A 22,202-nucleotide genomic window follows, 5' to 3' on the forward strand; every position below is an offset into this window, starting at 1 on the left:
ATAAAAATTTATCTCACACTATTTGTGAGTTGGTGTTGGGTTTTGTGGTGCTTTTTTATCTTGGCGATAAGCCCATACCATAAAAATAATACCCAACAAAATCATTGGAATTGAGAGTAATTGTCCCATACTCACACCGCTAAACAGCCCTAATTGCGCATCAGGTTGACGGAAGAATTCAACAATAATACGGAATGCACCATAACCTATCAGGAATAGACCCGAAACACTGCCTACTGGACGATTTTTACGCACAAAAATATTAAGAATAATAAATAACACTACCCCTTCTAACAACATTTCATAGAGTTGTGAAGGGTGACGAGGTAAAACCCCATACTCTTGAATAATAGGTAGCAGCGTTGATGGATCTTGAGCAACAAGCTGAAGATCTTCAGAGCGAGAGTTTGGAAATAAGAAGGCCCAAGGCGTATCTAATGTGACGCGCCCCCATAATTCACCATTAATAAAGTTACCAATACGACCTAAACCTAAACCGAACGGGATTAAAGGCGCAACAAAATCAGCCACTTGGAAAAATCTACGTTTAGTGCGTTTTGCAAACCAGATCATGGCACAAATCACCCCAATTAAACCACCATGGAACGACATACCGCCATCCCAAACTTTAAAGAGGTAAAGAGGATCATTTAAAAAGACTGGCAGATTATAGAATAAAACATAACCTAAGCGGCCACCGATAAACACACCAACAAAACCGACATAAAGTAATGTTTCAACTTCATTTTTATTCCAACCACTATTCGGTTTTGCGGCTCGTCGATTTGCAAGCCATAAGGCAAAGACAAATCCAACTAAATACATCATACCGTACCAGTGTAATGACACAGGACCGATAGAAAACATAACGGGATCAATCTCTGGAAATTTAAGGTAGTTTATACTCATTATTCCCTACTTCACTTAATTAATAATTTCTGTGTTTGCTCTTTATAGCCAACACAGAAAAGGCTTATACAAAGGCATGTCAAATACCTCCGCGAATTAATCCACCTAATCCTTGTCTTTCCATAAACTCAGAAGACAATTTTTTGATTTCTGTTGCTGTTTCAGCTTGCAACACTTGTTGCATAAAAGGCTGTAGCGCCACAGGATCAAGATGGCGTAATAAGTATTTTACCCTAGGTAAACTACGTCCACTCATACTTAACTGCCTAAAACCAAGCCCTATTAACAGCAATGCCCCTATAGGTGTTCCTGCCATTTCGCCACAAACACTGATTGGTAACCGGTAATATTGGCATTGTGTCGCAATCAAACTCAGTGAACGTAATAATGCAGGATGCAAATTATCATAGAGTGATGCGACATGGGTATTATTACGATCGACTGCAAGCAAGTATTGAGTTAAATCGTTTGTTCCAACAGAAATAAAATCAACCCGATTAGCTAATTGTGACAACATAAATACCAACGAGGGAACTTCAAGCATAATACCTAACGGTGGTAAAGCACATTCACATTTTAACTCTCGACTCACTTCATCACATGCACGTAATAGCAATGTTCTCGCTTCGTCAATTTCATCAATACTTGTCACCATCGGCAACAATATTTTCAAATTTTTAAATTCGAGGTTTGCTTTTAGCATAGCACGAAGCTGAATAAGGAAAATTTCAGGTTGATCGAGTAATACTCTTATTCCTCGCCAACCCAAGCAAGGATTTTCCTCATTAATGGGCATATAAGGAAGTTGTTTATCTGCACCCACATCTAATGCACGTAACACAACGGGTTTATCGGGAAAAAAAGAGAGTATTTCACGATAGCGATTTTTTTGTTCATCTTCTGATGGGAAACCGCTTTGTAGCATAAAAGGAATTTCTGTCCGATATAAACCAACACCGTCTATTCCCATACTAATACGTTGCTCGTATTTAATATTTAATCCTGCATTCAATTGAACGCTAACCGATTCACCATTTTTGAGAACAGCTTGGTGCTCTAGCTGTTCTTCTGCAATCTGACTTAATACACTCTCTTCATCAATAATCTGTTTATATTCTTGGGCTATAAAAGGCTCTGGTTCAATAAATATCTCGCCACGATAACCATCAAGAATAAGCATGCGATTATGTAAAAGCTCAGGTTGAATATCCGCACCCATAATCGCAGGAATTCCCATTGCTCTAACAAGGATCGCAGAATGTGAGTGTGTTGCACCATCTCGCACAATCACACCTGCAAGTTGTTGTTCAGGTAATTCGGCCAATAAACTTGCGCTTAATTCATCTGCCACCAAAATAAAGCGCTCAGGCCAAATATTGGTTGAACTTACCTCATCATCTAAATGAAATAATAAACGCCGTCCTAATGCTTTTAGATCAGAGGCTCTTTCTCGCATGTAGCCATCTTTCAGGCTAGAAAATTGTGCCGAAACTTTCTCAACAACCACTTTGACAGCCCATTCTGCGACATATCCTTGAGTGATAACCGCTGTCATTTTGTGTTTAAGTTGGGGATCATTAAGTAAATGCGAGTAGAGATCAAAAATGGCAGCACTCTCTTTTTGTGCATTCGCCATAAAACGCTTACTAAAACGGCGACATTCTGCTGTAGCATCTTCTAAAGCCACTGTAAGTCGATTGAGTTCTGCTTTTATATCCAGAGCACTGGCTTTAAATACATTCTCAAGGATGGGTTGCGAGACTTCTTGCCAGCCATACGCCATAACCACGCCCGTAGAAATGGATAATGCTTTAATGCGACTTTGACGATATTGTCCAAAAAGTCCTTTCGTTTGTACTTGCGATAACGTTGCACCTAATTGTGTTGCTAGCGTCACCATAAAAGACTCCTCGCTCTCGTTAAATAAGCGACGCTCTTTTTGTTGAACAACTAAAACACCAAGAAGTTGACGACGATAAACAATAGGCACACCAAGGAAAGCGCGCAGATCATCTTCTTTTACTTGAGGAAGGTATTTAAAACTAGGGTGCTCACGAATATCCGCGAGATTGATAAGCTCAGAAAGGCGTCCAACTTCACCAACAACGCCTTCATCAAAAGAGAGGCTAACAGCTCGTCCTCTGGGTTTTTTAAGCCCTTTTGTGGCCATTAGATAAAAACAACTACGTTGCTTATCAGCAAGATAAATAGAACACACATCCGTGTGCATTGCCTGACACGTTTCCTTGACTAAGAGTTCAAGTGCTTCTGGAAGTCCTGCTGCCATAGCCACTTTTTCTACAATTTCTCGCAAACGTGTCAGCATAGTGTTATCTAATACCTTTTACGCCGATATCCATACGATGGACGAGGTAAAGACACTTGTTCTTGCAATGGCATGACTACTGGTGCGAACTCTTTCATTACACGACGATAAACATCACGCTTAAAAGAGACGACTTGTCGAACAGGATACCAGTAACTCACCCAACGCCAGCCATCAAATTCTGGCGTTTTGCTTTGTTGAACGTTAATGTCCTTATCATTACTTGTTAACTGCAAAAGGAACCAACGCTGTTTTTGTCCAATACAAACAGGTTTTGTATCCCAACGCACCAAACGTTTCGGTAACTTGTAACGTAACCAGTTACGTGTGGAGGCAAGAATTTTAACATCCTTGCGACTTAACCCAACTTCTTCGAACAACTCTCGGTACATTGCCTGCTCTGGCGATTCTCCAGGATTAATTCCCCCTTGAGGAAATTGCCATGAATGTTGCCCATAGCGACGAGCCCAAAGCACTTGCCCTTGCCGATTACAAATTACAATCCCTACATTCGGGCGGTAGCCATCATCATCGATCACTAGACTACCTCAATAACCAAATTTGAAAGATAACTCATTGTTTCATACTACCCACAAACGGTAAACCTCTATCAACAGACTTTGCACAACGTGTGTATTTATCTACAATGGGAAAGTCTCAACGGGGTGCCTTGTTAGGCTGAGAAAAACCCGTGGAACCTGATCCAGCTAATACTGGCGTAGGGATTTGAGTCAGGATAATGCAATATTTCATGATTTGCGGTCCTCACTCCTCAGATCCTACCTGACTTTTTACTGAGGAACTAAACGTGTTAACTAAATCGCTTCGTTTTACTTTCCTACTGGGTGTACTGGGTGTAATAAGTGCTTTTTCAACACAAGCTCAAGCACAAAAACCGACACTAACTGTTTATACCTATGACTCATTTACCGCAGATTGGGGCCCTGGACCTGCTATTAAAAAAGCATTTGAGCAACAGTGTGATTGTGAATTAAAGCTTGTAGCCCTTTCTGATGGTGTTTCTTTGCTTAATCGCTTACGTATGGAAGGTGGCAAAAGTAAAGCTGACATTATTTTAGGTTTAGATAACAATCTGATACATGCGGCTAAAGAAACCGGGCTTTTTGCGCCAAGTAATATCGATACATCAAAACTCGCCTTACCTGAAAAATGGACTGACGATACCTTTGTGCCTTATGATTACGGCTACTTTGCGTTTATTTATGATAAAAACCGTATTGCTAACCCGCCCAAAAGTATGGATGAGCTACTAAATAGCCAAGAAAAGTGGAAAATACTGTATCAAGACCCTCGTACCAGTACACCAGGCTTAGGCTTAATGCTATGGATGCAATCACTTTATCCTGAAAATACCGCCTCTCAATGGAAGAAATTATCTGAGAAAACCCTTACCGTAACAAAAGGTTGGAGTGAGTCTTATGGCTTATTCTTAAAGGGTGAAGGTGATTTTGTGCTAAGTTATACTTCATCACCGGGTTATCACATTTTAGCGGATAAAAAAGATAACTATGCGGCAGCTATTTTCTCTGACGGACACTATTTACAAGTCGAGGTTGCTGCAAAACTCAAATCGAGTAAACAACCTGAATTAGCTCAGCAATTTATGCAATTTATGCTAACCCCAGCTTTCCAAGAAACTATTCCCACCACCAATTGGATGTATCCCGTAATAGATATGCCGTTACCTGATGTCTATTCTGTGATGCCTAAACCAGAAAAATCATTGCAATTTGATGCAGATGTTGTCGCTAAAGAGCGTCAAACATGGACGCGTAATTGGCAATCTGCGGTTAGTCGCTAATGAGAAGATGGCTTATCCCGGGGCTATGTGCCTCGGGTTTACTGCTTATTGTGGCTTTATTGTCATTTGGTGCATTATGGTTTAATGCCCCAAGTGGTGAATTATCCTCTATTTTTGCTGATGACTATTTATGGCATGTCGTGCGCTTTACTTTCTGGCAAGCCTTTTTATCTGCCTTATTTTCAATATTACCAGCCATTTGGCTCGCTAAAGCACTTTATCGACGCCAATTTAAAGGTAGAACACTTTTCTTACGTTTATGTGCCATGAGCCTTGTGTTACCCGTTTTAGTGGCACTTTTTGGTATTTTAACTGTTTATGGAAGAGTCGGTTGGATTGCTCAAATTTGTGAATGGCTGGGGATTAATTACCAATTTACCCCTTATGGTTTACAAGGCATTTTATTGGCACATGTTTTTTTCAATATGCCATTAGCAACCCGAATGCTATTACAAGCTCTCGAAAGTATCTCGCCAGAACAACGCCAATTAGCCTCACAATTAGGCATGAATGGCTGGCAACGTTTTCGCTTTCTAGAATTTCCCTATTTATGGCGACAAATACTTCCCACAGCGTCACTGATTTTTATGCTCTGCTTTGCGAGCTTTGCCACTGTACTGGCGTTAGGTGGAGGCCCTGCCGCAACAACCGTTGAGCTAGCAATTTATCAAGCATTAAGTTATGACTACGATTTACATAGAGCGGCTCTTTTAGCCCTTATTCAGCTTTTTTGCTGTTTAGGTTTGGTGCTAATTAGTCAAAAACTCAAAGGAACACTCTTTGTCGGAGATAGTCAAAAACAGCATTGGCGTGATCCCAATGATCCTCTCTTTAGCAAAATAACTGATACTCTAATTATTACGCTCGCGATCCTTTTTTTAGTGCCCCCTATTTTAGCGGTGATAACAGATGGTCTTAACAGCGAATTAATTCGAGTGATACAACAACCCATACTTTGGCAGGCTTTTATAACGTCTCTCATTATAGCGGTTGGTGCGGGTATTGTTTGCGTTGTATTAACAATGATGTTGCTATGGAGTAGCCGAGAACTTCGCCTACGTCACTTTAAAAAAGCGGGACAGGCTATGGAAATGAGTGGATTGATTATTCTGGCAATGCCGGGCATTGTATTGGCAACAGGCTTTTTCTTATTATTAAACAATACAACTGGGCTCCCTGAATCACCATATATATTAGTGATTTTAACCAACGCATTAATTGCCATTCCTTATGCTTTAAAAGTGCTCGAAAATCCAATGAATGATATTGCTTCACGTTATGGCCTTTTATGCCAATCGCTTAATATTCAGGGTATCAATCGACTTCGTTGGATAGAGTTACGAGCATTAAGAAAACCAATTTCACAAGCACTTGCTTTTGCTTGTGTTATTTCTATTGGTGATTTTGGTATTGTTGCTCTATTTGGTAATGAAACATTTAGAACACTTCCTTTCTATCTTTATCAGCAAATTGGGGCTTATCACACGCAAGATGGTGCTGTCACAGCCATGATCTTGTTGCTACTTTGCTTCTCTCTTTTTAGCCTAATAGAACGATTGGCAGGAAAATCTCATGATTAAATTAGAGCACCTTGCTTATACCTATGAACACCAACACCTTGTGTTTAATTTAGCGGTAAACACCGGTGAGCGTATCGCCGTATTAGGCCCAAGTGGCGCGGGGAAAAGTACCTTACTCAGTTTAATTGCTGGATTTTTGCCTTCTGAAAAAGGAACCCTTTTTCTTAATGGTTGTGATCACACTAAAACTGCACCCGCAAAACGCCCTATCTCTATGTTATTTCAAGATAATAATTTATTTCCTCATTTAACAGTTAGGCAAAATATTGGCTTGGGATTAGATCCTGGTTTAAAACTCACAGATACACAAAAAATACTGTTAGAAAACAGAGCCAAGCAAGTTTCTTTAAATGAATATCTTGATCGCTTACCTTCACAATTATCAGGAGGGCAGCGCCAACGTGTTGCCATTGCTCGTTGTCTTGTACGTGAACAACCTATCTTATTGCTCGACGAGCCTTTTTCTGCACTCGACCCCGCTTTACGCATCGAAATGTTGGCTTTGCTAGAACAACTTTGTGAAGAAAAAAAACTAACCTTACTGATGGTTTCACATAGCTTAGAAGATGCTATCAAGATTGCCTCAAGAGCGATTGTGATTGATAACGGAACAATTGTGTATGATGGCAATACACAATCGTTGATAAATGGTGAAGTGGATCAATCACTTATTTTAGGTATTCCCTCTAATTAAATACGCCTTAAATTAACTGTATAAATAACCACTATTTTGGCTATAATAAACATATCTTTAGCGAATTTTTTGTGTGTTTAGGTGCCCATGGTTGACCATACTGAACAAGGTTTTATTCTCACCCGCCACTGGAGCGACACCCCAAAAGGTATTGTCGTCTCCTATTGGTTAGCGACAGAAAATGGACCTCGTAAAGTCACGGTTCCTTTGCAACAAGCTATTGGCTTTGTTGCTCGTCAGCATGAAAACGTTTTACGTTCACTTGTGAGTAAAAACCCTGATATAGAAATTCGCCCTCTCGATTTAAAAGACTTTGAAAGGCAGCCGGTTTTTGGTATCTACTGCAAACAGTACCGACAACTCGTTCAACTAGAACAACAACTCAAAGAGCACCACATACGTCTTTATGAGGCCGATATACGCCCTCATGAACGTTATATGATGGAGCGTTTTATCACCGCACCAATTTGGTTTCGTTATCAACAAAACAATACCGTGACACTAAAACCCGCTCCTGATTATCGCCCTACATTGCGAACAGTGTCTTTAGATATTGAAACTAGCGAATTCGGTGAACTTTACTCTATTGGACTTGCGGGTTGTGGCGATAATGTTGTGTTTATGCTGACAGATAATGTCCCGGCAGAAAGTGAACACCAACAGCCTGAAAGCTATCGTTTATGTTATGTCAGTAGCCGATTACGTTTAATTGAAAAGCTCAACGAATGGATGCAGCATTACGATCCCGATGCCATTATTGGCTGGAATTTAATTCAATTCGATTTACGTATTTTACATACCCATGCTCAGCGTTATGGCGTGAGCTTGTTACTAGGTCGTCAAAATAATCCATTGGAGTGGCGAGAGCATAGCTTTAAAAAAGGACATTTCTTTGCCTCAGCACAAGGCCGCTTAATTATTGACGGTATTGAAGCTCTGAAAATGGCTACATGGAACTTCTCCTCATTTAGCCTAGAATCAGTCGCGCAAAGCCTATTAGGGGAAGGCAAAGCCATTGATACACCTTATGCCAGAATGGATGAAATTAATCGGCGTTTTAAAGAAGATAAGCCTGCGTTAGCCTACTATAACTGGCAAGACTGTGTTTTAGTAAACCGCATTTTTGATGCCACATCTCTTATGGCGTTTTTATTAGAAAGAGCTTGTGTCACAGGACTTTCTGTTGATAGAAGTGGAGGCTCCGTAGCCGCGTTTACACACCTTTATCTCCCATCTATGCATCGCATTGGATATGTTGCCCCTAATCAAGGTGAAAAGCCTGAAGAACATAGCCCTGGTGGCTTTGTTATGGACTCTACTCCCGGTTTATATGATTCGGTCGTTGTGCTTGATTACAAAAGCCTTTATCCCTCAATTATTCGTACTTTTTTAATTGACCCTGTTGGAATGATTGAAGGAACACATCAACCTAATGAAAAACTGTCTATACCTGGTTTTCGCCAAGCATGGTTTTCACGGGAGAAGCACTGTTTACCCACTATTGTGTCGCAAATTTGGCACGAAAGAGATAACGCAAAATTACATAAAAATGCCCCACTTTCTCAAGCCCTCAAAATTATTATGAATGCTTTTTATGGTGTTTTAGGCTCAGTGGGATGTCGTTTTTTTGATCCTCGTCTGGCGTCTTCAATTACCTTACGTGGCCATGAGATTATGAAAAGAACGCGAGCATTAATTGAAGCTAAAGGTTATCAAGTTATTTATGGTGATACGGACTCTACTTTTGTTTGGCTTAAATCGCCACATACTGAGCAACAAGCACAACAAATTGGGCATCATCTAGTACAAGAGGTTAACCAATGGTGGAAAACACACCTTTTTGAAACCTATCAACTTGATTGCAAATTAGAGCTAGAGTATGAAACACACTATCGTCGTTTTTTAATGCCAACCGTTCGAGGTATGGAAACAGGCAGTAAAAAGCGTTATGCGGGATTAAGCAATGATAAGATGGTGTTTAAAGGATTAGAAACCGTCAGAACAGATTGGACACCTCTTGCTCAGAAATTTCAACAAGAGCTTTATACTCGTATTTTTCATCAACAACCTTACCAGCAGTTTATTCGTGATTATGTCGCAGATACGCTTGCGGGAAAATATGATGATAGATTAGTGTATCGTAAAAGGTTACGTCGAAAATTATCAGAATATCAGCATCACGTTCCCCCTCATGTTAAAGCTGCACGTAAAGCTGACGAATATAATTTATCCCAAAATAGACCTCAACAATATCAGCAAGGCGGTTGGATTAGTTATATAATTACCCTCTTGGGACCTGAACCATTAGAGCACATTACCGCTGCACCTGATTACGAACACTATATCAATAAGCAGTTAATGCCGATTGCAGATGCTATCCTGCCTTTTATACAAGATGATTTTTCAACCTTGTTAAATGGACAAATGACGCTGACATTTTAAGATGTGTCATTTTGCAGGTGACGGTTTGCTTTGCATCTATTAACATAACGCCCCTTTGGTGATAATTAACTTTTCTTGTTTCAAGAACAGGCATTTTTATCCCACAAATTTTAATGACAACACCGCAATACTGCATTCATTAATAATTCCTAAATTATATATTTGAGAGCTGAGTTTATATATATGCCTTTTACTCTTGGTCAACGTTGGATTAGCGATACTGAAAGCGAGCTTGGACTGGGTACTGTTGTGGCAGTTGATGCCCGCATGGTGACCTTACTTTTTCCTGCCTGTGGCGAAAACCGCCTTTACTCCCGTCATGATGCCCCAATAACGCGGGTGATGTTCAATGCGGGAGATACCGTCACCAGTCACGAAGGCTGGAAACTCGCCATCGATAACGTTGTAGAAGATAATGGGCTTCTTATCTATCAAGGTGTACGTTTAGACACCGAAGAGCCTGCGCAATTACGTGAAGTGTTCTTAGATAACAAACTCACTTTTAATAAACCACAAGATCGCCTTTTTGCAGGCCAAATTGATCGTATGGATCGCTTTGCCTTACGCTATCGCGCACGTAAATTCTTAAGCGAACAATTTAAACAAGCACAAAGTGGCTTACGTGGCATTCGTGCAAGCCTGATCCCTCATCAGCTTTACATTGCCAATGAAGTGGGTAAACGTCATAACCCTCGCGTTTTATTAGCGGATGAAGTGGGTCTGGGTAAAACCATTGAAGCGGGTATGATTATCCACCAACAGTTAATGGATGGTCGGGCTGAGCGTGTGTTAATTATCGTGCCTGAAAGCTTACAACATCAATGGCTAGTTGAAATGTTACGCCGTTTCAATCTGCGTTTCTCACTGTTTGATGATAGTCGTTATAGCGAATCCTTGTTAGATAGCGATAACCCATTTGAAACAGAACAAATGATCATCTGCTCTTTAGATTTTGTGCGTAAAAATAAGCAACGTTTTGAACATCTCGTTGAAGCAACATGGGACATGCTGGTTGTCGATGAGGCTCATCACCTTGTGTGGAGTGAAGACGCACCAAGCCGTGAATATCAAGTAATTGAAGAGTTGGCTGAATCTATTCCTTCAGTGTTGCTATTAACCGCAACACCTGAGCAATTAGGTCAAGAAAGCCACTTCGCTCGTTTACGTCTGCTTGATCCAAGTCGTTTCCATGACTATAACGAATTTATCAATGAGCAACAAAAATACCGTCCTGTTGCCGATGCTGTCACTATTTTGCTATCAGAAGATGATTTAAACACCGAACAACAAAATATCATCAGCGAAATGATTAGTGAGCAAGATGTTGAGCCATTACTAAAAGCGGCAAATACCAAAGGCGAAGAACGCACTAAGTCTCGCCAAGAACTTGTTCATATGTTAATGGACAGACACGGAACGGGACGTCTGTTATTCCGTAATACACGCTCTGGTGTGAAAGGTTTCCCTAATCGCTTACTTCGTGCGATTAAAATGCCACTGCCAACACAATATCAAACAGCGATTAAAGTTGCCGAAATTATGGCGGCGAAAAAGAGCCTCGAAGTTCGTGCAAAAGAGATGCTCTACCCTGAACGTATTTACCAAGAATTCGAAGGTGAAAACGCAACATGGTGGAACTTTGATCCTCGTGTTGAATGGTTACTTGGTTTCTTAACTGCAAATCGCAATGAAAAAGTTCTGGTTATTTGTGCGCAAGCGGCAACCGCATTGCAACTAGAGCAAGTTTTACGCGAGCGCGAAGCTATTCGTGCGGCAGTCTTCCATGAAGGAATGTCTTTACTTGAACGCGATCGCGCTGCAGCATATTTTGCGTCTGAAGAAGAAGGCGCACAGGTTCTATTATGTTCTGAAATCGGCTCAGAAGGACGTAACTTCCAGTTTGCAAATCAACTGGTCATGTTTGATCTGCCATTTAATCCTGATTTATTAGAACAACGTATTGGTCGTCTTGATCGTATTGGCCAAAATCGTGACATTGATATCAGCATTCCTTATCTGGAAGGTACAGCTCAATCTGTATTGTTACGTTGGTACCATGAGGGATTAGATGCATTTGAACATACTTGCCCAACTGGCCGTACTATTTACGACAGTAAATATGATGCGTTAGTTAATTATCTTGCTCAACCCAATGAATTAGCTGACTTTGATGAGTTTATTGCGGCTTGTCGTAAACAGCATGATGAAATGAAACTTAAACTTGAGCAAGGCCGTGACCGTCTATTAGAAATGCACTCTAATGGTGGTGATGTGGGCGTTGAATTGGCGGGTGAAATTGCGGCTCAAGATAATGATCCTGAATTAGTTAACTTTGCGTTGAATTTGTTTGATATCGTTGGTATTAACCAAGAAGATCGTAGTGACAGCTTAATTATTTTAACGCCGTCTGATCATATGCTAGTGCCTGATTTCCCGGGCTTACCACAAGATGGTTGCACTATCACATTTGATAGAGAGCAAGCGCTATCTCGTGAAGATACCCAATTTATCAGTTGGGAACACCCCATTATCCGTAATGGCTTAGATTTGATCCTATCAGGTGATACTGGTAGCTGTGCAGTGTCTTTATTAAAAAATAAAGCATTACCAGTAGGAACGCTATTAGTTGAACTGATTTATGTCGTAGAAGCACAAGCGCCTAAACATCTTCACTTAAGTCGTTTCTTACCTGCAACACCAGTTCGCTTATTACTTGATCTAAAAGGTAATAACCTAGCCTCTCAAGTTGAGTTTGAAAGTTTTAACCGCCAATTAAATGCGGTTAACCGTCATACTTCTAGCAAACTAGTCAATGCGGTACAAAGCGAAGTACACCATGTACTCAAAGCCTCTGAGCCATTAATGGAAGTCGAAGCGAAAGGGCTTATTCAAAAAGCGAAAGAAGAAGCTGATCGCGTATTAACACATGAATTATCACGCCTAGAAGCTTTACGCGCTGTAAATCCAAATATTCGTGATGATGAAGTTGAAGCGATTGAAAATGAGCGTACCCATATTCTTAATCATTTAGATGAAGCAAATTGGCGCTTAGATTCAATACGTTTAATTGTTGTTACCCACCAATAATTACCATTAAAGCGGGGAGTCTTTTGCTCCCCGTTGTTTTGATGAGATATCCACCATGATGGAAGTTTATAACCCGCCGACTGATCCTTGGTTACATATTTTATATCAAGATGAGCATATTATTGCCGTCAATAAACCCAGTGGATTACTATCTGTGCCGGGCAAAGCACCGGAGCATAACGACAGTATTATGTCGCGCATTAAAGCTGATTTTCCTAATGCCGAATGTGTGCATCGTTTAGATATGGCAACCAGTGGCGTCATTGTGGTTGCACTAAATAAAGATGCTGAGCGTGAGCTAAAACGTCAATTTCGTGAACGTGAACCGAAAAAAACCTATATTGCTCGCGTATGGGGGCATATCGAAAAAGAAGAAGGATTGGTTGATTTACCATTAATTTGTGATTGGCCAAATCGACCAAAACAAAAAGTCTGTCATGAAACGGGAAAAGCAGCGCAAACTTTTTATGAGGTGCTGGAGTATGAAGAGAATGCGACAAGAGTCAAACTCTCGCCAATTACGGGGCGTTCACATCAATTGCGGGTACACATGTTAGCGTTGGGGCATCCTATTTTAGGGGATCGCTTTTATGCACATCCGCAGGCAAGAGCAATGGCACCTCGCCTGCAGTTACATGCTCAGGAATTATTTATTACGCATCCTGCTTTTCGATCCCCGATACATTTTGAATGCCTTGCCGATTTTTAATGTCTTATGACACTAAAACAGTCACTGAACTCAATGAAGCAAGGAGCAGGCAAAGCGCTAATCCCATAACCCCAACAAGAACACGGACGTTTGACATGGATATAGTTCCTTTTTTAAGAGAAGAGAGAATGAAATAATTAAATTTCACTTATATTTTACCGTGATAAATAATAAACTCAACTCAACCTAAGTTATCTCTATCACGGAATAATTCTCTCTTTTCTCATCTTCTTTTACAAGATGTTAACGAAATCCTTTTTCTTTTTTAATCAAATCGTAAGCAACTTGTATAGACTGTGCTTTTTGTTTTGCAATTTCCATCATTTCTGGTGGCAAACCTTTCGCTACAAGTTTATCTGGATGATGTTCTCCCATTAATTTTCTATAAGCTCTTTTTATGGTTTTAACATCATCGTTCTCATTAACACCAAGTACCTTACATGCATCAGAGAGTGTTGGCCCTTGAGGTTGAGGCTGATATCCTTGCCTATTTTGATAATGGAAATTTTGACCAGCCTGCATCATTGCTAATATATGTTCAAAATGTGCACGCGAAAAACCCAGCTCATCAATAATGATAAACAGCATTTTTCTTTCATTCGGGTGCAATTGGCCATCAGCAAAAGCAGCTTGTAACTGAATTTCCAGAAACATCTGAAGTAGGTCACGACGGCCAGCGCAAATTTGTCGAACACGTTGCAAGGTAGCTCTTAAGGGAAAATCTGGTGATTTACCTTCTCTAAATGCTTGCTGAGCAGCTTGACGCCCTACTCCGTGCAAATTCATCCTATCCATCAATTCACTTGCAAGTGAAATATCTGTTTGAGTGACTCGCCCTTTTGATTTTGTTAGGTGTCCTAAAACTTGAAAAGTTGCAGCAAAGAAAAAAGCTTGTCTATCACGAGTATAGCGCCCACCACTTCCTAATTTACCTCGTTGCATGTCATAGAGGTGTCCAAGAAAAACACCAATAACAATACCCCAGAAGCCTACCCCCGCAAAACTACCGATGATAAGGCCTAATAATTTTCCCCAATAGCGCATAGACTCCTCAAATCTTCAATGCTCTGCCTGCAATTTTGCATTATCATACTATTCATTTGCTTGCACACCTAACACCAAGCGACGTCTAAATAGACTTTTTCTTAAAATGAAGAGATTTACTGTTTCTCTTTGGACAGAGGTAATGCTGTTTTCGTTTAAATTGTGTTAAAGTAAAATGAGTGACCAAACGAATAACTTTAGCGTTATTAGACCGCACGAAATACCGCATCAGCGCGGTGTTTTTTTGTTTCTAATAAGGCTATAACCCTATTTCAACACAGAAACATCGAAAAAATGAGGTTTACGCCTATTTTTCGGTTACCGTTAGAACAATGTTCAGAACGTTGGGCTGGTGTCGCATAACTCCCTGCGTTAGTTTCTGGCTGTTTATCAGCATGAAGCCACTGATGACGGAAGCACATAAATACTTATGAAAAAAAGTTATCCCACACTGCTGGCCACCTTAGTTTGGGCCACAATATACGGTCAGCCTGCTTATGCTGATCTTGCCTCCCAATGTTTACTGGGAGTCCCCGTTTATAACAAACCATTAGTACAGGGCGATCCTAATAACTTGCCTGTCACTATCACTGCAAATGATATGCAAGGTGAATATCCTCGCATGATCAAATATAAAGGTGATGTTGATATTAAACAGGGAAACCAAACCTTAAGTGCAGACAGTGTTGAACTGACACAAACTGAGGGAGAGACGCCATTAAGAATGGTGACCGCGACAGGAAATGTCTCTTATGATGATCCTCAAATTATCTTAAAAGGCCCTCGAGCTTGGTCTAATCTTAATAATAAAGATACGGATATTGAACAAGGTGATTACCAGATGGTTGGCCGCCAAGGCCGTGGTTATGCCGACAAGATGCAAATGCGTGGCGAGAACCGCTATACCATTATGGATAAAGGGATGTTTACCTCTTGTTTGCCTGGCGATGATAGCTGGAGCGTTGTCGGCTCTGAGGTTATTTTAGACCGTGAAGAACAAGTTGCTGAAATTTGGAATGCACGTTTTCGTGTTGCTAATGTTCCTATTTTTTACAGCCCTTATCTTCAATTACCTATCGGTGATAAACGTCGTTCTGGTTTCTTAATTCCAAACGGAAGCTATTCTCGTAGTTCAGGATTTGATTTCCAACTCCCTTACTATTGGAATATCGCCCCTAATTATGATGCCACTATTACAACTAATTATATTAGCCGTCGTGGTTTAAAATTAGATAACGAATTTCGTTATTTAACAACGCCGGGACGCGGTACCATCGCTGTAGATTGGATTAATCACGATAGCCAATACAATAAAGACAAAGAAGAAAATAAAGCAGGCTATCTTCCTCGTGATACCGCCACACGTTGGTTATTCTACTGGGGCCACAGTGGTGTCATGAATAATGTGTGGCGATTCAATGCCGACTACACAAAAGTGAGTGATAATAAATATTTTACCGACTTTACCTCACAATATGGTAATACCACCGATGGTTATGCCACTCAAAAATTTAGTACAGGTTATGCACAACAAAACTGGAATGCCACATTAACCACTAAACAGTTCCAAATTTTCTCTGATAATAAAGATGCAAGAGCTTATCGTGCCGAGCCACAACTTGATCTGAATTATTATAAGAATGATATCGGACCATTTGATTTCCGAACTTATGCTCAGTTTGTGCGTTTTACCAGCGTGGGTGAGAATACACCTGAAGCAAATCGTTTCCATATTGAGCCAACGATTTCACTCCCTGCATCTACGGGCTGGGCAAGCTTTAATAATGAACTGAAAGTGATGGCAACTCATTATGATCAGGACATTCCAGATGCTTATAAGAAAAGATATCCTAACCAATTAGATGACAGTGTTAATCGGGTATTACCACAATTTAAATCTGATATGAAAGTGGTTTTCGAGCGTCAATATCAGACTAATGACATTACACAGACCCTTGAGCCACGAGTACAATATCTTTATGTCCCTTATAAAGATCAGTCTAATATCAATAACTTTGACTCCGCGTTATTACAGTCAAACTATGGCGGACTTTTCCGCGATAGAATGTATGGTGGTTTAGACCGCATTGCTTCTGCAAACCAATTAACAACCGGTGTAACTTCGCGTTTTTATGATAGCGAATTGGTTGAACGTTTTAACGTTTCCGTAGGTCAAATCTACTTCTTTGAGCGCCCAAGAACAGGACCTTCTTCTACTGGTAATGAAATCATTAATAGTAAAGATGAAACAGGTTCAATGGTCTGGGCGGGTGATGCCTACTGGCGGATCACTGATACCGTGGGTATGCGTGGTGGTTTACAATATGACCGTCGTTTAGGTAGCGTATCAATGGGTGATGCGATTATGGAATATCGCGCCGATAGCGATCACCTTCTACAGTTGAGTTATCGCTATGTTGATCGTGATTATATTCAAGCAACGCGTGTTCGCCCTTACGATGGTGGTATTAATAAACTTCCTGAATACCAAAAAGGTATTTCGCAAGTCGGTGTTGTAGGCAGTTGGCCATTAGCGGAACGCTGGGGTCTTGTGGGTGCTTATTACTTTGATACTAAAGAATCCGAACCTGTTAGCCAGATGGTTGGTGTGCAATATAATACCTGTTGCTGGGCTGTAAACGTCGGTTATGAACGAAAAATTGTTGGCTGGAAAGTTGACCACAGTGATATTGACAATAAATGGTCAATCAACGTGGAACTCAGAGGCCTAAGTAACAATCATAGTTTGGGTAGCCAGAAAATGCTTGAACGCGGTATCTTACCTTATCAAAGAGCATTCTGATTTAATCAGACTACGGAATTGGCTGAATAAATATGTCATCCCGCAACAAGATGCGGAAAACACATAATGGGAAACTTATGAAAAATTGGAAAACGCTGTTTATCGGCTTAATGATCACGGTCGGTGCAGCTACCAGCTCAACAACGTTTGCTGCACAAGAATTAAACCGTGTATCGGCTATCGTCAATAACGGTGTCGTTCTAGAAAGTGACGTCAATAGAATGCTACAGACTGTCAAAATGAACGCAAAAAGTGCGGGTCAGGAAATGCCTGACGAGCAAGTTCTTCGCCAACAAATTCTAGAGCGTTTGGTGATGGATAACATCATTTTGCAAATGGCACAGCAAATGCAAATTGATATTCCTGATGCAGCGGTAGAATCTACCATTCAAGGTATTGCCGCTGAAAATAAAATTTCACTTGATCAAATGAAAAAACGCCTCTTAGCTGATGGCATTTCTTACAACGAATATCGCCAAGATATTCGCAAAGAAATGATGCTGGCAGAAGTACGTAACAATGAAGTTCGTCGCCGTATTACAATTTTGCCTCAAGAAGTTGATTCTCTTGCTAAGCAAATTGAAAGCCAAGCAAGCCAAAGTGTTGATCTGAATTTAAGCCATATTTTAATTCCATTATCAGAAAACCCAGCGCCAGCAGAAATGGAAAAAGCAAAGCAAGTCATTACTCGCATAATGAATCAACTTAAAAATGGTGCTGATTTTGGTAAATTAGCAGCAACTTATTCGGCTGATCCACAAGCCTTAAATGGCGGTAATATGGGTTGGGCATCTATTGATGAACTACCAACACTGTTTGCAAAAGAATTAGCTAATGCACAGAAAGGGCAAATTGTAGGGCCTCTTCACTCTGGCGTCGGCTTACACATCATTAAAGTAAACGATATTCGTGGTGGCTCAAATACACTATCTGTCACCGAAGTTAAAAGTCGTCATATTCTGCTGAAAAGCTCTCCAATCATGAATGATGAGCAAGCCTATGCCAAATTACAGCAAATTTCTGCCGATATTCGCAGTGGCAAAATAAGCTTTGCTGATGCAGCAAAAGAATACTCTGAAGATCCAGGTTCAGCATTACGTGGTGGTGAGTTAGGATGGTCAATGCCTGACGTTTACGATCCAGCATTCCGCGATGCGTTAATGCGCTTAAATAAAAATGAATTAAGCCAACCTGTTCGTTCAAATTTTGGCTGGCATTTAATTGAATTAGAAGACACACGTAGTGTTGACAAAACAGATGCAGCTAATAAAGAACAAGCATACCGTTTACTCTTTAATCGTAAGTTTAATGAAGAAGTACAAAACTGGATGCAAGAGCTACGAGTAGGGGCTTATGTGAAAATAATGAACGAGAATAATGCAAACTAAGCAAATAAAACCACTTGTTATCACCCCCGGCGAACCAGCCGGGGTTGGTCCTGACCTGATTATCTCATTAGCACAAATGAGTTGGGATTTACCTTGGGTTGTTTGTGCTGATCCTCAGTTACTTAAAACAAGAGCAGAATTATTAAACCTGCCTCTTTCATTAGTTGAATACGATCCTGCCACACCACCTCAGGCACACACACCAAGCCAAATTTGTGTACTCCCTATTGCACTTCATACCAATGTTATTCCAAGTACATTAGATGCACGCAATGGGTTATACGTTGTAGAAACATTAGCTCGTGCTTGTGATGGCTGTCTTAATGGCGAATTCTCTGCATTAGTAACTGGCCCCGTTCATAAAGGAATTATTAATGATGCGGGTGTACATTTCACAGGACACACCGAGTTTTTTGCCGATCGTAGTCACTGTGAACGTGTGGTCATGATGTTAGCAACAGACACATTAAGAGTCGCGCTGGCAACCACACATTTGCCTCTACGAGATGTCGCTGATGCAATTACAGGTGAACTACTGCATGAAATTATCACCATTTTAAATCATGATTTAAAAACTAAATTTGGCATAGCAGAACCTCAAATTTACGTTTGTGGCCTTAATCCTCATGCCGGGGAAAGTGGCCATATGGGACGTGAAGAAATTGATATTATTGAGCCTGCATTAACACAATTACGTCAGCAAGGTATTGGCCTCCATGGACCTTATCCTGCTGATACCCTTTTTCAGCCTAAATATTTAACGCATGCTGATGCTGTACTAGCGATGTATCACGATCAGGGATTACCTGTGCTAAAATATGAAGGTTTCGGTCGTGCAGTGAATATAACACTCGGTCTTCCCTTTATTCGTACCTCTGTTGATCATGGCACAGCCCTTGAGCTAGCAGGTACAAAAAGCGCAGATGCTGGCAGTTTTTGCACCGCATTAAATTTAGCCATTAATATGATACAAAATTGTAATGAATAATAGAGTCCATCAGGGGCACTTTGCCCGCAAACGCTTCGGGCAGAACTTTTTAACAGACAGCTATATTATTGAAAGTATTGTTGAATCTATTTATCCACAACCCGGTGAGGCCATTGTTGAAATTGGTCCCGGTTTAGGCGCTATCACAGAACCCGTTGGCGCGAGAATGGATAAAATGACAGTAGTTGAAATCGACCGTGATTTAGCTGCTCGTTTAGAAGTTCATCCTACATTAAAAGACAAGCTGACCATTATTCAGCAAGATGCAATGACAATTGATTTTGCACAATTAGCAAAAGAACGTCAGCAGCCTCTGCGTGTCTTTGGTAACTTGCCTTATAATATTTCCACACCACTTATGTTCCACCTTTTCAGTTTTGCTGATGCTATTTCTGATATGACTTTTATGTTGCAAAAAGAAGTGGTTAATCGCCTTGTTGCTGGTCACGGTAGCAAAACTTATGGTCGCTTAAGTGTGATGGCGCAATATTATTGCCAAATCATTCCTGTACTTGAAGTTCCACCTACTTCATTTAAACCAGCACCAAAAGTGGATTCAGCCGTTGTTCGCTTGATCCCTTACAAAGAAAAGCCATATCCAGTTACAGATATTGCAATGCTAAGCCGTATTACCGCTCAAGCATTTAACCAACGACGCAAAACATTGCGTAACAGTTTAGGTGGATTGCTAACAGCAGAAGATATGGTTGCTCTGGGGATCGACCCGACTGCTCGCGCAGAAAATATTTCTGTTGAGCAATACTGTAAAGTGGCAAACTGGTTATCACAAAAGCAAGATACACAAGCATAAGATAAAGCCAGAGACAGGAGGCATTATGTTCACCTCATCAAAAGTGGCGATACAAGTACAAAGTGTTTACATTGAAAGCCAATCATCTCCTGAAGATGAACGCTATGTATTCGCTTATACGATATCAATTCATAATTTGAATAAATGTGCAATTCGCCTCCTGCGCCGTTACTGGTTAATTACCAATGCTCAAGGTAATACGACAGAAGTTCGAGGTGAAGGTGTTGTCGGTGAGCAACCACTGATTGAACCTGGTACACATTACAGCTATACCAGTGGTGCCGTTCTTGAAACACCGATGGGAACAATGGAAGGCCATTATGAAATGATTGATACTGACGGTCGATTATTTCAAATAGAGATCCCTGTTTTCCGCCTTGCACTTCCAACATTGATAAATTAATTATGGCAACTTATTTAATTGGTGATATTCATGGCTGTTACCATGAACTGCGCTACCTTCTTGATAAAGTGAGTTTTGATCCTACACAGGACACATTATGGTTAACGGGTGATCTTGTTGCTCGAGGGCCAGACTCACTTGAAGTGCTACGTTTTGTAAAAAGCTTAGGCTCTTCTCTAAAACTTGTTTTGGGTAATCATGACCTTCATCTATTAGGTGTATTTGCAAAAATTAGCCGAAATAAACCAAGAGATAAACTTAATGAGTTACTTAATGCCCCTGATGTCGATGAGTTAATTAATTGGTTAAGACGCCAACCTGTACTTCAAGTTGATGAAGAAAAGAAAATTATTATGGCGCATGCAGGGATCACACCACAGTGGGATTTAGAAACTGCAAAAATGTGTGCCCGTGAAGTCGAAGCCATTTTAAGTAGTGATAGCTATCCTTTATTTATTAATTCAATGTATGGTGATCTACCCAATAATTGGTCACCAGAACTTACTGGTTTAGCACGATTGCGCTTTAGTACCAATGCATTCACTCGAATGCGCTACTGTTTTCCTAATGGCCAATTGGATATGATTTGTAAAGACAAGCCATTAGAAGCCCCTGCACCATTAAAACCTTGGTTTGATTTACCAAGTCAACTTCCGGAAGGTTATAGCATTATTTTTGGCCATTGGGCCTCTCTTGAAGGAAAAGGCACTCCTAATAATGTATATGCTCTTGATACTGGGTGTTGCTGGGGAGGAAACCTCACTTGCTTGCGCTGGGAAGATAAACAATATTTCACTCAGGCTAGTCTATCTGCACCAAAGTAACCCTCGTCATTATCTTCATTTCAAGCGCAAAAAGTAAAAACTCAATTTTTGCGCTTTACTCATTCCACCCTACTTATTTTTACCTAATTTGTTTTTTTGATACTAAAAAGAACATTTCTTACATAAAAACGAACACTAAAAAAAACAATAAAAATTAATCCTTATAAATCAATGCATTATTTTTTTTCGATGCGAAATAAGCAGAAAAAACCACAATATTGAGAATAAAAAATCTATATATTGATTAATATCTCATATATTATTCTTATAAAATGAGTTTATTAAAATATAAATAATGATTACGTTTAAATAATAAATTTTATAAATAAAATTCTTAGTTGGTATAATAAATCTTATTTTTTATTATTCTTA

At 40.2% G+C, this 22,202-nt stretch carries 16 protein-coding genes and 1 riboswitch; of the genes, 12 read left to right on the forward strand and 4 right to left on the reverse strand.

The features are described 5' to 3' along the window. Positions 1–18 precede the first annotated feature (18 nt). The 3 genes from lgt to rppH all read right to left on the reverse strand — a co-directional run bounded on the left by lgt (position 19) and on the right by rppH (position 3,774). The gene (lgt, locus tag GTH24_RS16420; RefSeq protein ID WP_072070037.1) at positions 19–909 is read right to left on the reverse strand and encodes a prolipoprotein diacylglyceryl transferase; all 891 of its coding nucleotides are present in this window, start codon (positions 907–909) and stop codon (positions 19–21) included. Positions 910–988: 79 nt separating this feature from the next. Further along, positions 989–3,235 carry a phosphoenolpyruvate--protein phosphotransferase gene (gene ptsP / locus GTH24_RS16425; protein ID WP_164526711.1) on the reverse strand — a complete coding sequence of 749 codons (2,247 nt, stop codon included), beginning with the start codon at positions 3,233–3,235 and terminating at the stop codon, positions 989–991. An 8-nt stretch (positions 3,236–3,243) separates the two neighbouring features. Next, positions 3,244–3,774, reverse strand: coding sequence for an RNA pyrophosphohydrolase (rppH, locus tag GTH24_RS16430; protein ID WP_036934096.1), 531 nt, complete (start codon positions 3,772–3,774; stop codon positions 3,244–3,246). A 112-nt stretch (positions 3,775–3,886) separates the two neighbouring features. Then, positions 3,887–3,978: riboswitch (TPP riboswitch) on the forward strand. A 65-nt stretch (positions 3,979–4,043) separates the two neighbouring features. Between rppH and thiB the strand changes: the two genes are divergently transcribed. From thiB to rluA, 6 genes are all read left to right on the forward strand, one after another. After that, complete coding sequence (gene thiB, locus GTH24_RS16435) at positions 4,044–5,057, forward strand: thiamine ABC transporter substrate binding subunit (RefSeq protein ID WP_115350145.1); 1,014 nt, start codon at positions 4,044–4,046, stop codon at positions 5,055–5,057. Continuing rightward, the gene (thiP, locus tag GTH24_RS16440; protein WP_164526712.1) at positions 5,057–6,637 is read left to right on the forward strand and encodes a thiamine/thiamine pyrophosphate ABC transporter permease ThiP; all 1,581 of its coding nucleotides are present in this window, start codon (positions 5,057–5,059) and stop codon (positions 6,635–6,637) included. Before thiB ends, thiP begins: the two co-directional genes overlap by 1 nt. Beyond that, the gene (gene thiQ, locus GTH24_RS16445) at positions 6,630–7,331 is read left to right on the forward strand and encodes a thiamine ABC transporter ATP-binding protein ThiQ (protein ID WP_072070040.1); all 702 of its coding nucleotides are present in this window, start codon (positions 6,630–6,632) and stop codon (positions 7,329–7,331) included. Before thiP ends, thiQ begins: the two co-directional genes overlap by 8 nt. Positions 7,332–7,418: 87 nt before the next feature. After that, on the forward strand, positions 7,419–9,773 hold the full coding sequence (locus GTH24_RS16450; protein ID WP_072070041.1) for a DNA polymerase II: 2,355 nt from the start codon (positions 7,419–7,421) through the stop codon (positions 9,771–9,773). A gap of 183 nt (positions 9,774–9,956) precedes the next feature. Next, positions 9,957–12,860 carry an RNA polymerase-associated protein RapA gene (gene rapA / locus GTH24_RS16455; protein WP_164526713.1) on the forward strand — a complete coding sequence of 968 codons (2,904 nt, stop codon included), beginning with the start codon at positions 9,957–9,959 and terminating at the stop codon, positions 12,858–12,860. A gap of 55 nt (positions 12,861–12,915) precedes the next feature. After that, positions 12,916–13,569, forward strand: coding sequence for a bifunctional tRNA pseudouridine(32) synthase/23S rRNA pseudouridine(746) synthase RluA (gene rluA, locus GTH24_RS16460; protein ID WP_164526714.1), 654 nt, complete (start codon positions 12,916–12,918; stop codon positions 13,567–13,569). A 243-nt stretch (positions 13,570–13,812) separates the two neighbouring features. On the opposite strand, the gene djlA is transcribed toward rluA, so the two are convergent. After that, complete coding sequence (gene djlA, locus GTH24_RS16465) at positions 13,813–14,613, reverse strand: co-chaperone DjlA (protein ID WP_115350149.1); 801 nt, start codon at positions 14,611–14,613, stop codon at positions 13,813–13,815. Positions 14,614–15,043: 430 nt separating this feature from the next. Between djlA and lptD the strand changes: the two genes are divergently transcribed. The 6 genes from lptD (at position 15,044) to apaH (ending at position 21,830) form a co-directional block, all read left to right on the forward strand. Continuing rightward, on the forward strand, positions 15,044–17,416 hold the full coding sequence (lptD, locus tag GTH24_RS16470) for an LPS assembly protein LptD (RefSeq protein WP_072070044.1): 2,373 nt from the start codon (positions 15,044–15,046) through the stop codon (positions 17,414–17,416). A 77-nt stretch (positions 17,417–17,493) separates the two neighbouring features. Beyond that, positions 17,494–18,804, forward strand: coding sequence for a peptidylprolyl isomerase SurA (gene surA / locus GTH24_RS16475; RefSeq protein WP_231619358.1), 1,311 nt, complete (start codon positions 17,494–17,496; stop codon positions 18,802–18,804). Next, positions 18,794–19,792 (forward strand): 4-hydroxythreonine-4-phosphate dehydrogenase PdxA, encoded by a 999-nt coding sequence (gene pdxA, locus GTH24_RS16480; protein WP_072070046.1) that lies wholly within the window; start codon positions 18,794–18,796, stop codon positions 19,790–19,792. Before surA ends, pdxA begins: the two co-directional genes overlap by 11 nt. Continuing rightward, a complete protein-coding gene (rsmA, locus tag GTH24_RS16485; protein ID WP_115350151.1) occupies positions 19,785–20,603 on the forward strand; it encodes a 16S rRNA (adenine(1518)-N(6)/adenine(1519)-N(6))-dimethyltransferase RsmA in 819 nt (272 codons plus the stop codon). Before pdxA ends, rsmA begins: the two co-directional genes overlap by 8 nt. Before the next feature lie 25 nt (positions 20,604–20,628). Further along, positions 20,629–21,006 (forward strand): Co2+/Mg2+ efflux protein ApaG, encoded by a 378-nt coding sequence (gene apaG / locus GTH24_RS16490; protein WP_072070047.1) that lies wholly within the window; start codon positions 20,629–20,631, stop codon positions 21,004–21,006. Between the two features lie 2 nt (positions 21,007–21,008). After that, a complete protein-coding gene (gene apaH, locus GTH24_RS16495; RefSeq protein ID WP_072070048.1) occupies positions 21,009–21,830 on the forward strand; it encodes a bis(5'-nucleosyl)-tetraphosphatase (symmetrical) ApaH in 822 nt (273 codons plus the stop codon). Positions 21,831–22,202 lie beyond the last annotated feature (372 nt).

This window comes from Proteus vulgaris (genome assembly GCF_011045815.1).
Lineage (GTDB): Bacteria > Pseudomonadota > Gammaproteobacteria > Enterobacterales > Enterobacteriaceae > Proteus > Proteus vulgaris_B.